Source organism: Streptomyces sp. NPDC056835 (assembly GCF_042789485.1).
In the GTDB taxonomy this organism is placed as follows: Bacteria; Actinomycetota; Actinomycetes; order Streptomycetales; family Streptomycetaceae; genus Streptomyces.
In genome coordinates this window covers 80,513-93,720 of the sequence record NZ_JBHUBB010000002.1, presented here as the reverse complement: position 1 = coordinate 93,720, position 13,208 = coordinate 80,513, and the positions used below count along the sequence as shown (strand labels likewise).

Here is a 13,208-nt window from a genome sequence, read left to right as displayed (position 1 = left end):
CACGGGACTGAGGAGATCGATGTGGGGACCGTAACGCTCGGCGTTTCGATCGCGGTCCCGGAGCCGTACGGGAGCCTGATCCAGGACCGGCGTGCGGGCTTCGGTGACCCCGCCGCACACGGCATTCCCACGCATGTCACGCTGCTGCCGCCCACCGAGGTCGACGCGTCGGCGCTGCCCGCGATCGAGGCGCATCTCGCCGCAGTCGCGTCGGCCGGCAGGCCGTTCCCGATGCGGCTGTCCGGCACCGGCACGTTCCGCCCGCTCTCACCGGTGGTCTTCATCCAGGTGGTCGAAGGCGCGTCGGCCTGCACCTGGCTCCAGAAGCGGGTCAGGGACTCGTCGGGACCGCTCGTCCGTGAGCTCCAGTTCCCGTACCACCCCCATGTGACGGTGGCGCACGGCATCGCCGAGGAGGCGATGGACCGGGCCTACGAGGAGCTGTCCGAGTACGGCGCGGCCTGGAGCTGCACCTCCTTCGCGCTGTACGAGCAGGGCGCGGACGCCGTATGGCGCAAGCTGCAGGAGTACGCGTTCGGCGGTGGCGGGGAGGTCTCGGGGGTGCCCCCACAGAGCACCCCCGCCGACCGGCCGACCACCCTGCTCTGAGCCCCGCCCCTCCTCCGGGCCCCGCCCCTCCTCCGGGCCCCGCCCCTGCGCCGGGCCCCGCCCCTGCGCCTGCGCCGAGCCCCGGCGTCAGGACCCTTGCTTGCTCAGACCGGCAGCCTGCGGAACAGCGGGCGCGGCAGATGGCGCACCGCCGCCATCACCACCCGTAGCGCCCCCGGCACCCACACGGTCTCCGAGCGCCGTCGCAGCCCCAGCTCGATGGCCGCGGCCACCGCCTCCGGTGTGGTGGCCAGCGGTGTTTCCGGCCGGCCGGCCGTCGTCCTCGACCGTACGAAGCCGGGCCGTACGACCATGACCTGCACCCCCGTGCCGTACATGGCGTCCCCCAGCCCCTGCGCGAACGCGTCCAGGCCCGCCTTGCTCGACCCGTAGATGAAGTCCGCGCGGCGGGCCCGCTCGCCGGCCACCGACGACAGCACCACCAGCGAACCGTGCCCCTGCGTCTGCATCGCGCCCGCGCACACCAGCCCCGCCGAAACCGCGCCGGTGTAATTGGTCTGCGCCACCCGGACCGCCGCAAGCGGCTCCGCCTCGTCGTGCGCCTGGTCGCCGAGGACCCCGAAGGCGAGCAGCACCATATCGATGTCGCCCTCCGCGAAGACCTTGCCCAGCACTTCTGCGTGCGAGCCCGGGTCCAGGGCGTCGAAGGCGACGGTACGGACGTCCGCGCCCAGAGTCCGCAGCCGGTCGGCGGCGGTGTCCAGGGCGGGGGAGGGACGGCCCGCCAGCCAGACCGTACGGGCACGGCGGGCGATCAGCCGGCGCGCGGTGGCGAGCCCGATCTCCGACGTACCGCCGAGGATGAGCAGGGACTGCGGGGTGCCGAAGGCGTCCTTCATGAATCGCTCCTCAGGGGGCAACAGGGCAACGGGGCAGCAGTGCACACAGGCACTCACAGGCACTTATGGCTATGGCTAGAGCGACAGGCGGCGTGACAGGTCCGAGGTGAAGACCGCGCGCGGATCGAGCTCGGCTCGCAGCGCCCGGAACTCGTCCAGCCTCGGATACATGGCGGCCAGCAGATCCGGCCGCAGCCGGGCGTCCTTCGCGAGACAGACCCGGCCCCCGGCCGCCGCGACGTCCTCGTCCAGCTCGTCCAGGAACGGGCCGAGACCGGTCAGCCCCGCGGGCAGGTCCAGGGCCAGCGCCCACCCGGCCATCGGAAACGACAGCCAGCCCGGATCCGCCTCCCCGAACCGTCTGAGTTCGGCGCGGAAGGACGAGCAGCCCCGGCGCGCCACCCGCTCCACGATCCGCCGCAGGGCCTCCTCCTGCCCGTACCCGACGACGAACTGGTACCGGACGAAGCCGTCGCGCCCGTAGATCCGGTTCCAGTGCGGCACGCCGTCCAGCGGATGGAAGAACGCCGCGAGCCGTCGCAGCTCCCCGGTCCTTCCGCGCGATGGCGCCGCGCGGTATCCGACCGCGTTGACGAGCCCGAGCGCGGTCCGTCCCAGCAGCCCGGGCAGTACGAGCGCGGGCGCGGCCGTGAGATCTCCCGGCCGCAAGGGGAGCGGGCGATGGACCAGCGGGCGCCGCCGGGCGCGCGCGGGGAGGGCGTCCAGCGGCGCGTGGTCCCCTCGGAGCAGCACCGCGCGCCCCAGAGCCGCCCCCCGGGCCAGCAGATCGATCCGGGCGGCCGCGTACCGATGGTGGTCGCCGTCGCCGTCGCCGTCGTTGTCGCGGTCCCGGTCGCCGTCACGGGGAAGGGAGGCGGCGAGCCGGGCCAGCAGATCGTCCAGATCCCTGGCCCGTTCGGTGTCGACGGACATCAGGGACGTCGCCACGCGGTCCAGCCGTACCGTCGCCGAGAGGATCACTCCCGTCAGCCCGAGCCCGCCCGTCGTCGCGTCGAAGAGCGGGGTGCCGCGCGGGACGGTGCGTACCTCACCGTCGGCGGTCAGCAGCTCCACCGACAGGACATGGCGGGCGAAGGAACCGGCCGCGGGATGGTTCATGCCGTGGATGTCGGCGCCGATCGCCCCGCCGACCGTCACATGGCCCGTGCCCGGCATCACCGGCACGAACCACCCCAGCGGCAGCAGCACCTCAAGGAGACGGCGCAGACTCACGCCCGCGCCGCACACGACGACGCCCGTGTCCGCGTCGATGGAATGGATCCCGTCCAGCGCGGTCATGTCGAGGATCGCGCCGCCGGCGTTCCGCGCCGCGTCGCCATGGGCCCGGCCGAGGCCGCGGGCGATGGAACCACGGCTTCCGGTTGCGCGTACGGCGGCGACCGCCTCCTCGTACGAACGGGGCCGGATCAGCAGGGCGGTCGTCGGGGCGGTACGGCCCCAGCCGGTGAGGGAGACGAACGGGTCGACGCCGCCGTCCGCAGGGGCGACGTCAGAAGCGGTAGGGGCGTCGGTGTCGAGGGCGGTGTCGGCAGACATGGTGGTGACCGTATCGCCCCATACTGCATTCTTTGTGGCCTTTGTCGTGACGCCCGCGCTTGTTTTCCGATCAGGGGGTACACGTCGTTCATGGACTGGCTGAAGAAACTGCCCCTTGTCGGCCCGTTCGTGGCGAGGCTGACGCGGACGCACGCCTGGCGTTCGTACGAGACGCTCGACCGCGTCCACTGGACGCGGCTGGCCGCCGCCATCACCTTCATCAGCTTCATCGCGCTCTTCCCGCTGATCACCGTGGGCGCCGCGATCGGCGCCGCGCTGCTCAGCCAGAGCCAGCTGGACCGGCTCCAGCACAGCATCACGCAGCAGGTCCCCGGCATCTCCCAACAGCTGGACATCAGCGGTCTGGTGGCCAACGCGGGCACGGTCGGGGTGGTGGCCGGCGCGGTGCTGCTCTTCACCGGGATCGGCTGGGTCGGCTCCATGCGGGAGTGCCTGCGCGCCGTCTGGGAGCTGGACGATACGAAAGAAGGCAATCCGTTCCTGCTCAAGGGCAGGGACGCGGTGTCGCTCGTCGGTCTGGGGGCGGTCGGGCTGGCCTCACTGGGGGCCTCCGGCTTCGGCTCGACCGCCGTCGGCTGGACCGCCGACCGGCTCGGCATCCCCCAGAACGGCGCGGGCGGCGCACTGCTCCAGACCGCCGCCCTCGTCGTGGCGGTCCTCGCCGACTTCGTGCTGCTGCTGTACGTGCTGACGCTGCTGCCCCGCGTCCATCCGCCGCGCCGCCGGCTCGTCGTCGCCGGGCTCATCGGCGCCATCGGCTTCGAACTGCTCAAGCTGCTGCTCGGCGGCTATATGAGGGGCGTGGCGGCGAAGAGCATGTACGGCGCGTTCGGGGTGCCGGTGGCGCTGCTGCTGTGGATCAACTTCACGGCGAAGCTGCTGCTGTTCTGCGCCGCCTGGACGGCGACGCGCGGCAAGGCGGACGAGGCGGCCGCGGCGGACGGGACGGGCGACGGAGAGACCGGGCCGGAGATCGAGCAGAGGCGGGACAACGGCAACGGCAACCGCGCCGCCGGGGCTACTCGCGCGAACGGCGACCGCGCCTGCGGGGCTAATCGCGCGAACGGCGACGGACCAGGTCGGGCAGCGGCCAGCGCCGGTTGACCAGGAACACCGCGCCTCCCAGCACCACCAGCACCCCGCCCGCGACGGCGAGAGCCGTCCCGACACCGCCCGTGCCCTCGCCGTTCGTGGCCGCGAGCTTGGCGGGCCCGGTGGCCGTACCGGCTCCGGCCGAGTCCGCTCCCACGGGGGTGGGGCTCGGAGAGGCGTTCGTACGGGCGGACTTGGGCGGCACCAGCTCACCGACCGGAGTCACCTTCCCGGCCGCCGAGAAGCCCCAGTCCAGCAGCCGCGCCGTCTCCTGGTAGACCGCCTGGCCCTCCGTGGAGGACGGGTTCATGACGGTGACCAGCAGCACCCTGCCGTCGCGCTCGGCGACGCCGGTGAAGGTCGCGCCCGCGTGGGTGGTGTTGCCGTTCTTCACACCGGCGATGCCCTTGTACGTGGGGACGCCGGGGGCGCCGGTCAGCAGCCGGTTGGTGTTCTGGATCTCGAACGAGTCGCGCTTGGGGTCCCCGTTCTTGTCCTTCTCGACCTTCTCGCCCTCCTTCGCCTGCTTCACGTCGCCGGGGAACTTGGCCGACACCGTCGAGCAGTACTCCCGGAAGTCCTTCTTCTGGAGGCCGGAGCGGGCGATCAGGGTGAGGTCGTACGCGCTGGAGACCTGGTTCTTCTCGTCGTAACCGTCGGGCGTCACCACACGCGTGTCCAGCGCCTGGAGCTCTTCGGCGTGCTTCTGCATGTCCTTGACGGTCTTGGGTACCCCGCCGTTCATCTCGGAGAGCACATGGACGGCGTCGTTGCCGGAGCGCAGGAAGACCCCCAGCCACAGATCGTGGACGGAGTACTTGAGGTTCTCCTTGACACCGACCAGGCTGCTGCCCGCGCCCACCGCCGCGAGATCGGTGGGCGCCACCTTGTACACCTCGTCCTTGGGCAGCTTGGGCAGCACCGTGTCCGCGAAGAGCATCTTGAGGGTGGAGGCCGGCGGGAGCCGCCAGTGGGCGTTGTGCGAGGCCAGCACCGCGCCCGACTCGGCGTCCGCGACGATCCAGGACCGGCCGCTCAGCTGCTTGGGCAGGACCGGCGCGCCCGCGCCGAGGTTCACCTGCGTACCCGCCCGGCCGAGCTTGGCCCCGCCGACCGTGGACATGGAAACGGGCGGCTTCGGCTGGTTGTTGTTGTCGGGCCCGTCGTTCTTGCCGTCCGCCGACGCGGGTACGGCGGTCATTACGGGAAGCAATGCGGCGGAGATGACCGTCAAGGCGGTCTTTTTCAGAGCGGACACGATCGAAAACGTACATGGCCCGCACCCCGGTGCCGACCCGGGTGGGCTGATCGGCCCCATTCCCGACCCCATTCCCCGCCCCATTCCCCGCCCTGTTTCCCGCTCTGTTTCCCGCGCGCGCGGATCCGATGACCGTATCGCTTGCCGACCCGGACGGGTGACCTCCGGACCCGGCCGCCCGCTCTCCGGACCCCGCTGCCGTCGCCCCGAGGGCGCCGGTGATACTGAATCCATGAAGCTCAACCGCCCCGTGTCCTGGTTCCTGCTCGTGTTCGGGGTGTGGAGCTGGTTCATCTGGATCACTTTCGTCAAGAACCTGTGGCAGGACGGCAGCGGACTCGCGTTCGACGACGCCGGTGATCCGACGGGGTACTTCTGGGTGCACCTGACGCTCGCCATCGTGTCCTTTCTTCTGGGGACGGCCGTTGGCGCCATCGGGTTCCGCGGTGTGCGCGCACTCCGGCGCGAACAGCGCGAGCACCGTGAAAATCTGGGATAAGGGGCCTGTTCGTGGTCGTCGTGATCGTTCTGGGGGCGCTCGCCGCCGTATCGCTGGTGGCAGCGGCGCACTGGTACATCTGGCGGCGCCTGGTGCGCGACACGACCAGCCCCGGCGGCCTCGCCCGCCGGCTGGGCACCGTCGCCGCGTTCGTGCTGCCGTTACTGTCGGTCGGCGCCGTGGTCTCGGGGCGCTCGGGGATGCCTTTCCGGGCACAGCAGGTGCTCGCCTGGCCCGGCTATCTGTGGCTGGCGACGCTGCTCTACCTGCTGCTCGCGGTGCTGGTGGGCGAGGTCGTACGGCCGCTGCTGCGGCGGCTGCTGGAGCGCCGGGGCCGGGACGCGTCCGCCGAGGCTGAGGTCCCGGCGGAGGCCGTCGCACGGACGCCGGTGGGCGCCGGCGCTGATACGGGCGCGGGCCCGGGCACGGTTCCTGGCACGGGCATATCCGACGGCGGTTCAGACCTGCCGGAACCGCCGGCCACCGGACCCACCCCCGCACTCACCCCCGAGCCCTCCCGTCGGCTGTTCGTGTCCCGTGTCGTCGGCGGCGCGGCTGCCACCGCCGCGCTCGCGACCGTCGGATACGGCACGTACGGCGTCCTGCGCGGCCCCCGCGTCAAGCGCGTCACCGTCCCGCTCGCCAAGCTGCCGCGCGGCGCCCACGGCTTCCGTATCGCCGTCGTCAGCGACATCCACCTCGGACCGATCCTGGGCCGCGCCCACACCCAGCGCATCGTGGACACCATCAACTCCACCCAGCCCGATCTGATCGCCGTCGTCGGCGACCTGGTGGACGGCAGCGTCGAGAACCTGGGCCCGGCGGCGGAGCCGCTGTCCGGTCTCACATCCCGGCACGGCTCCTTCTTCGTGACCGGGAACCACGAGTACTTCTCGGGCGCCGACGCCTGGGTCGACCACGTCCGTGAACTGGGCCTCCGGCCGCTGGAGAACGAGCGCGTGGAGATCCCCGGCTTCGATCTCGCCGGGGTCAACGACGTCGCGGGCGAGAGCGAGGGCGCGGGCCCCGACTTCGCGAAGGCGCTCGACGACCGCGACCGGGCCAGGGCGTCCGTACTCCTCGCCCACCAGCCCGTCGTCATCGACGACGCCGTGCGCTACGGCGTCGACCTCCAGCTCTCCGGGCACACCCACGGCGGCCAGCTGTGGCCGGGCAATCTTCTCGCGGAACTGGCCAATCCGACCGTCGCCGGTCTGGAGCGGTACGGCGACACCCAGCTGTACGTATCGCGCGGCGCGGGCGCCTGGGGCCCGCCGGTCCGGGTCGGTGCCCCCTCCGACATCACCATCGTGGAACTGGCCTCGCGGCAGGCCTGAGAGCCGCGCGCGTCCGGGATCCGGGACAGGCCCCAGGGCCTGTCCCGGATCCCGCGCGTTTAACACGACCGTTGCCTGTGCGACCCGGGTTTTCTCTTCCGCCGGGGATTCCCGTGTGGTTGGGTGAGCGCCATCACGGTCAGGGGTGGGCGTGATAGAGGGGCACAGCACATGCGGCCGATCCGTCTGCGGATACTCATCACATCTCTTGTGCTGGTGGTTGCGGGGGTGGGCGGCTGGCAGCTGCTTCCGTCCCGCGACGCCAACCAGAAAGCGATCACCGTCGGTACGACCGACGTGGTCACCTCGCTCGATCCGGCCGGCGCGTACGACGCCGGATCCTGGGCGCTGTTCAGCAACATCTACCAGTCACTGCTGACGTTCAAACCCAGTTCGGTCACGCCGGTCCCGGACGCCGCCCGCACCTGCGGCTTCATCGGGAGCGAACTCCGGGCCTACCGCTGCGAGTTGCGGGACGATCTTCAGTTCTCCAACGGCAACAAGATCACGGCGGAGGACGTCAAGTACTCCTTCGACCGCGTGCTCGCCATCAAGTCGAACGTCGGCCCGCAGTCCCTCTTCGCCACGCTCAAGTCGGTCGAGGCGGACGGTCTGACCGTCACCTTCCATCTCGACTCCCGTGACGCGACGTTCCCGCTGAAGGTCGCCACCGGCGCCGGTTCGATCGTCGACCACACCCGCTACCCGGCGAACGGGCTGCGCACGGACCCGGAGTCCGACGGGTCGGGGCCGTACGTCCTCAAGACGTACACCCCGGGCTCCACGGCGCATCTGGAGCCCAATCCGAGGTATCGCGGCGCGATCGCGGAGGTGGGCGGTCCCGTGGACATCACCTACTTCAAGAAGTCCGCCGAACTGGCCGCCGCCTGGAACGCCCGTACGGTCGATGTCACCCACCGCCAGCTGCCGCCGTCGCTCATCGCCGGGCTGGACGCGAGCAACGACGACATCCGGATGAACGAGGCCGACAGCGCCGAGATCCGCAACCTCGTCTTCAACGTGCGCAAGGGGTCGGCGATGGCCGACAAGGCGGTACGTCAGGCGGTCGCCGCGATCGTCGACCGGTCGAAGATCGCCTTCAATGTCTATGCCTCGACGGTCGATCCGCTCTACTCGCTCATCCCGCAGGGCATCACCTCGCACACCACACCGTTCTTCGACACCTATCCGGAGCCGGATCTGAAGCGGGCCAAGGAACTGCTGTCGGACGCGGGCGTGGAGACCCCGGTGACGTTCACGCTCGCGCACGCGGACGGCGGCTCGGCCGCGCCGGAGGCGACGGAGCTGCGCAAGCAGCTTGAGGCCACCGGGCTGTTCAAGGTGAAGATCGTCGAGCGGGAGTGGACGGCCTTCCAGAAGGGCTACACCAGCGGGCAGTACGACGCGTACACCGTCGGCTGGCTCCCGGACTTCCCGGACCCGGACAACTTCATCCAGCCTCTGGTCGGCCGCGACTCCACGCTGCACGCGGGGTACGTGAGCGACCGCGTCGACCGGCTGATCGAGTCCACCCAGCAGTACGGCGAACGCGCCCGCGCCTCGGAGGACTTCAGGTCCATCCAGAAGGCGGTGGCCGAGGATGTGCCGTTGCTGCCGCTGTGGCAGAAGAAGGACTACGTACTGAGCAGCGGTGATGTCACGGGCGCGCAGTATCTGTCGGACGGGACCGGGATCTGGCGGCTGTGGCAGCTGGGCTGGCTCTGACGGCGGGAAGCCCGGGCTGACGGCGGGAAGTCCGGACCGACGGTGGGAAGTCCGGGCTGACGGTGGGCTGGGGCTGACCCGCCGGTCAGCTCTGGCCGCTCGGCTTCCGGGAGGCGCGCGTCGCGGCCACCTCTGCCATCCCGGGCAGGAAGTCCTCGAACAGCTCATGCACTTCCCGTACGAGCGGCCGCAGCACCCGGAACCGCGAGAGCGCGATGCCCCTGCTGGTCAGCCGGGCGCCGCGCTCCGCGAGCCGGCGTGACCGCTCGCTGTCCTCGGAGCGGTCGAAGACCCAGTACAGGACCAGTCCCATCTGGGCCAGCCACATCAACTCCGGGAGCAGGTCCGCCAGTTCGTCCGCGACCTTCGCCTTGGAACCGGCCAGCACCTCGCGGTGGACGGCGACCGCCGCGTCGCGCGCGTGTTCCGATTCGGGAGAGAAGGGGCTCAGCGGGCTCTCGGGGTCGGCGGCGTTCTTGAAGAACTGCGCGGCGAACTCGTGGTACGGGGTCGCGACATCGATCCAGACGTTCAGCACGCCGGCCATGCGCGCCTCCAGATCGGTCTCCCGGTCGAGCACGGCCCGCGCCGCCAGCCGGTGTTCGGCGCCGATCCGGTCGTAGAAGCCCTGGACCAGATGTTCCTTGGACGAGAAGTAGTAGTACGCGTTCCCGACCGAGACCCCGGCCTCCGTGGCGATGGCCCGCATGGTCGTCTTGTCGAAACCGCGCTCCCGGAAGAGCCGGAGCGCGGTTTCGAGGATGAGCGTGCGGGTCTGCTCGCTCTTGGGGACCGGGGCTTTCAGGGGCTTTGGGACCTGCGGGGCCGTGGACCGCCGCACTCCGCGTGCGTCCTTCCGGTCCTGCTTCCGGTCCTGCTTCTGGTCCTTCTCGTCCTTCACACCGACCGAGCCTAATGCGAAGGAGCGGGTGCTTCGCACGCCCCTTCGCACGGGGCCGCCGTCAGTTCCCGGTACTTGGCGGCGGCGAGCACAGTGACCCGGGCGAAGGGCGCGCCGGCCGGTGTGGACAGCCAGTGGGCCTTGGGCCGGTGCTCGGCCAGCGCCCAGAGGCAGACGATCCAGGCGGCGGTCCCGCGATAGATCTGGCCGCCGTCACCGATGACCGTGATCTCCTTGAGCGTGCTGCCGTGATCGAGGTCCGGATACCGCCGCCGCGCCTCCTGCGAGGCGGCGGGCACCGGGTCGATCGGTACGAGTTGGGGCTGCCGTGTCAGCCAGTACCGCAGATGGACACAGAGCGGGCAGTGCGCGTCGTACAGCAGGGTCAGCCGTCGGACAGGCAGCCGGTACGCGGGCCGGGCCATGGCGGCTCACGTCCCAGTGGCCGGCGTGATCCGTGGACCGGGGCCGGAGCCCTTGCCCATGGGACCCGTCCAGCCCTGCGGCGGCACCGGCGGCGTCTGCTCGCGCTCCATGATCCCGCGCCGCCGGATCTTGTTGAGTACGTACACGTTCCCGAGGTGCATCACTCCGAGTACGAGCAGTACGACCCCCACCTTCACCGACAGCGCCTCGAAGAGCCCCCGGGCGTGCTCCACGGTGTCGGCGGACTTCAGATAGAGCGTGACGAAGCCGAGGTTGACGAGGTAGAAGCCGACCACCAGCAGGTGATTGACGGCGTCGGCGAGCTTCTCGTTGCCCTGGAGTACGTCGGCCAGAAAGACGCGCCCGTTCCGGCTCAGCGTCCGGGCCACCCACACGGTCAGCGCCAGGCTGATCACCAGGTAGACCACATACGCGACAACAGTGAGGTCCATCCCCCCACCCTCCCTTTGAACGTGTTCAAAAGCTGGTGTCATGGACTGTAGACCTACTTTTGAACGTGTTCAAGCCAATGCCCGTGCGGTACGGGACACATGGGAAGGTGTGCGGGAGGTACGCCGGGAACACCCGGAAAACCGGGGGCCGGGCGGCGGCGCATCGGGAAGACCCCTACGACCGCGCCCCTGCGCGCCCCGGCTTCGGGCTGACGCGGGACGATGGGCCGTACCCACGTCCTGGCGGAGGGGCCGGAGACAGAACCGGATCGGGCTCTACGAACCCTGCCCGTCCTGCCCCGCACGGCGAACGTGCACCACGCCCGCGTCCAGGTCTACCCGGAAGGGCGGCTCCTCCGCCGGCCTGACGTTCTTGCGCACCCGCTCCTGTTCCATGGCACGTTTGCCGTCCTGCGCCCCGGGAGTGATCTGTTGCGCGAAGTCCATACCGATGGAGGACAGGCCCTTGCGCTTGCGCCAGTAGACCCAGCCCCGCCGCTCCATCCACAGCAGCGCGCGGTCCGCGACGAACGCAGCCGCACCCAGCGCGACCGCTCCCCCTGCGATCTGCCACACCGCGCTCGTCATGCCGGATGAACTCGCGGGGCGCACCCGGCGTTCCCATGCCGACGGCCGACGGCCGACATTCGGCGGCGGCCTGATGCGGGTCGACGGTGAACTGAACGGTGCTCATGGGCTTGTGACCTCCGAGGGAGGTATTCGGGCGACTTCGCTCACTCCGTCAGCACGGGTAACGGTCCTCCACGATGGAAGCGATCATGTCCGCCGACTCGTCGGGCGGCGCTGCCATGGCCGTCAGCAGATCGTAGGCATTGCTTGCCGCACGCACATCGTCGGCCTCGGCCAGCAGATAGCCACGTGGGAACCCGTCGACATGGGTCACACTGCGCCCTCGTCGAAGGACAACAGGCCGAAGGGGCTTCCCCAACCGTGGTGGCGGTCGCTGTCAGGGATGATCTGCACGACGTGCGGGGGTGTCCGAGCCAGGTCCTGGAGAGAGCTGAGTTGCTTCCGCATAATGGCCTCGCTGCCCACCGTGTTCCGGAGGACGGATTCATTCAGGATGATCCACAACCGCGTTGGATCGTTCCGCTCAAGGATGCGCTGCCGCTCGACGCGCGCCGTAACGAGTTCCTCAAGGTTGGTCGGGCGGCCGCTTCGCAGTACGGCTCGCGCGTACTCCTCTGTCTGTACGATCCCGGGCAGTAGCTGCGGATGGAACATTCGCAGTGCGGCAGTCGTCCACTCCAGCTCCGCGTACTGACGGAACCATGGCGGAAAGGCATACCGGAGGACGAGCGGCCAGAGGCGGACGAAGCGCCCCTGGGAATGGGCGAAGGTCCGGTCGCACGCTTCGGCGAAAGTCAGGGGCGGCACGCGCTGCCCGGCCTCGATCTTCGCCACGAGTGAGTAACTACAGCAGGCTTCTTTGCCGTGAACCCTCGAATGGTCATTGGACACCTTTCGGAGTCCAAGTTGCCTACCTGTTGAGCACGCTCGCGGACTTCGAAGATTGGACACATAAAGCGAGCGCGAGATAACGGAAGGTACATCTGTCATGACCGAACAAGCCACCGATACGAGGATGAGTGACCCGGACGAGTTGGCCACGCTGAGTGGGGCAGGTGCTGCCGGGGCCGATGTATGTGGGCTGCGGGCGGGGGTGGTTGGCCGCGTGAGGGGCAGCGAGGCGCGGAGGCGCCTGTCTCTGTTGATCGCCGCGTTCGGCATGGACGGTGTGCTCGTGGTGAAGAAGGGCGTCCGGGGTACGGAGCCCAAGTCTCCCCACGATGAATCGTTGTCCGCCGAAGGGCTGAGCGCGCGGGTGGCGGAACGGAATAGGCGCAGCAGCAGGGGTGGGGTGTGAGGTGAGGGCCGAGGAGTAGCCGGGGTGACCCGGAGTGGGTCATGGCGGGTGGGGGCCGCCCCTCAGGTTTGAGTTTCGCGGTTCCGGGTCGGGCGTCAAGGGCGCTCCTGCGTCGCGTCGGCAAGCCGATGACCTGCGGTCACCCTTGACTCCCAACCCTCCACCGCAAGTGCTGCTTTGTGGGGGCGGCCCGGGGGAGGGGTCCCCGGAGGGGATCCGTGCATGGGGGCGGTCCGTTGCCGACCTCGGGTCGGTGGGTGGTCTGCGCGGGAGTGGAGTGGGGCGGCCCGGCCCCGGCAAAGCGTCTGACGGTCGGGAAGCGGCCGGGACTCATGCCCCGCTGCCCGGCTGTGTGGGTGGTGGGGTGTGTGTGACTGGTGAGGCGCTGAGTGGGCCGGTCGGAGGCGGTGATGTGTCGTGGGGACGGGTTAACCGGCCTTAGGACGCATCACCGGCCGGAGGACCCTCCCAAGACCGTTCCAAACTGGGACATAGGGTGCAGGTTGCGGGTCCGTCCGCCCCAGCCAACAGGTGCCACCCGACAACGGACCCCTCACGGTGGGGCATGAGTCCCAACCACCCA

14 protein-coding genes are annotated in these 13,208 nt (G+C 70.1%); 5 read left to right on the top strand and 9 right to left on the bottom strand.

Annotated elements, in window-relative coordinates:
• Positions 1-21 precede the first annotated feature (21 nt).
• Positions 22-609, top strand: coding sequence for a 2'-5' RNA ligase family protein (locus tag ACFRMN_RS02910; protein WP_383013007.1), 588 nt, complete (start codon positions 22-24; stop codon positions 607-609).
• A 104-nt stretch (positions 610-713) separates the two neighbouring features.
• Here the strand turns inward: ACFRMN_RS02910 and ACFRMN_RS02905 are convergent, their stop codons facing one another.
• Together ACFRMN_RS02905 and ACFRMN_RS02900 are read right to left on the bottom strand one after the other, a co-directional pair.
• Positions 714-1,469, bottom strand: a complete 756-nt coding sequence (locus ACFRMN_RS02905; RefSeq protein WP_383012314.1) for a decaprenylphospho-beta-D-erythro-pentofuranosid-2-ulose 2-reductase — start codon at positions 1,467-1,469, stop codon at positions 714-716.
• Between the two features lie 75 nt (positions 1,470-1,544).
• Positions 1,545-3,026 carry an FAD-binding protein gene (locus ACFRMN_RS02900; RefSeq protein WP_383012311.1) on the bottom strand — a complete coding sequence of 494 codons (1,482 nt, stop codon included), beginning with the start codon at positions 3,024-3,026 and terminating at the stop codon, positions 1,545-1,547.
• Between the two features lie 90 nt (positions 3,027-3,116).
• Here ACFRMN_RS02900 and ACFRMN_RS02895 point away from each other — a divergent pair, with 90 nt between their 5' ends.
• A complete protein-coding gene (locus ACFRMN_RS02895; protein ID WP_383012308.1) occupies positions 3,117-4,151 on the top strand; it encodes a YihY/virulence factor BrkB family protein in 1,035 nt (344 codons plus the stop codon).
• Here the strand turns inward: ACFRMN_RS02895 and ACFRMN_RS02890 are convergent.
• A complete protein-coding gene (locus tag ACFRMN_RS02890; protein WP_383012305.1) occupies positions 4,099-5,691 on the bottom strand; it encodes a D-alanyl-D-alanine carboxypeptidase in 1,593 nt (530 codons plus the stop codon). The two genes, ACFRMN_RS02895 and ACFRMN_RS02890, sit on opposite strands and share 53 nt — an antisense overlap.
• On the opposite strand from ACFRMN_RS02890, the gene ACFRMN_RS02885 reads away from it, so the two are divergent.
• The 3 genes from ACFRMN_RS02885 to ACFRMN_RS02875 all read left to right on the top strand — a co-directional run bounded on the left by ACFRMN_RS02885 (position 5,630) and on the right by ACFRMN_RS02875 (position 8,958).
• On the top strand, positions 5,630-5,896 hold the full coding sequence (locus tag ACFRMN_RS02885; protein ID WP_383012302.1) for an SCO4848 family membrane protein: 267 nt from the start codon (positions 5,630-5,632) through the stop codon (positions 5,894-5,896). The two genes, ACFRMN_RS02890 and ACFRMN_RS02885, sit on opposite strands and share 62 nt — an antisense overlap.
• Positions 5,897-5,907: 11 nt before the next feature.
• Entirely contained in the window at positions 5,908-7,233 is a 1,326-nt protein-coding gene (locus ACFRMN_RS02880; RefSeq protein ID WP_383012299.1) for a metallophosphoesterase, read from the top strand.
• Between the two features lie 171 nt (positions 7,234-7,404).
• The gene (locus ACFRMN_RS02875) at positions 7,405-8,958 is read left to right on the top strand and encodes an ABC transporter substrate-binding protein (RefSeq protein ID WP_383012296.1); all 1,554 of its coding nucleotides are present in this window, start codon (positions 7,405-7,407) and stop codon (positions 8,956-8,958) included.
• An 85-nt stretch (positions 8,959-9,043) separates the two neighbouring features.
• Here ACFRMN_RS02875 and ACFRMN_RS02870 read toward each other — a convergent pair whose 3' ends face one another.
• From ACFRMN_RS02870 to ACFRMN_RS02845, 6 genes are all read right to left on the bottom strand, one after another.
• Positions 9,044-9,799 carry a TetR family transcriptional regulator gene (locus ACFRMN_RS02870; RefSeq protein ID WP_383013004.1) on the bottom strand — a complete coding sequence of 252 codons (756 nt, stop codon included), beginning with the start codon at positions 9,797-9,799 and terminating at the stop codon, positions 9,044-9,046.
• Between the two features lie 71 nt (positions 9,800-9,870).
• The gene (locus tag ACFRMN_RS02865) at positions 9,871-10,284 is read right to left on the bottom strand and encodes a thiol-disulfide oxidoreductase DCC family protein (RefSeq protein WP_383012293.1); all 414 of its coding nucleotides are present in this window, start codon (positions 10,282-10,284) and stop codon (positions 9,871-9,873) included.
• Positions 10,285-10,290: 6 nt separating this feature from the next.
• Positions 10,291-10,737 (bottom strand): hypothetical protein, encoded by a 447-nt coding sequence (locus tag ACFRMN_RS02860; protein ID WP_383012290.1) that lies wholly within the window; start codon positions 10,735-10,737, stop codon positions 10,291-10,293.
• A gap of 276 nt (positions 10,738-11,013) precedes the next feature.
• A complete protein-coding gene (locus tag ACFRMN_RS02855; protein WP_383012287.1) occupies positions 11,014-11,313 on the bottom strand; it encodes a hypothetical protein in 300 nt (99 codons plus the stop codon).
• A gap of 166 nt (positions 11,314-11,479) precedes the next feature.
• On the bottom strand, positions 11,480-11,641 hold the full coding sequence (locus ACFRMN_RS02850; protein WP_383012284.1) for a hypothetical protein: 162 nt from the start codon (positions 11,639-11,641) through the stop codon (positions 11,480-11,482).
• A complete protein-coding gene (locus ACFRMN_RS02845; protein ID WP_383012282.1) occupies positions 11,638-12,162 on the bottom strand; it encodes a DUF5753 domain-containing protein in 525 nt (174 codons plus the stop codon). The genes ACFRMN_RS02850 and ACFRMN_RS02845 overlap by 4 nt, the downstream gene beginning before the upstream one ends.
• Between the last annotated feature and the right edge of the window lie 1,046 nt (positions 12,163-13,208).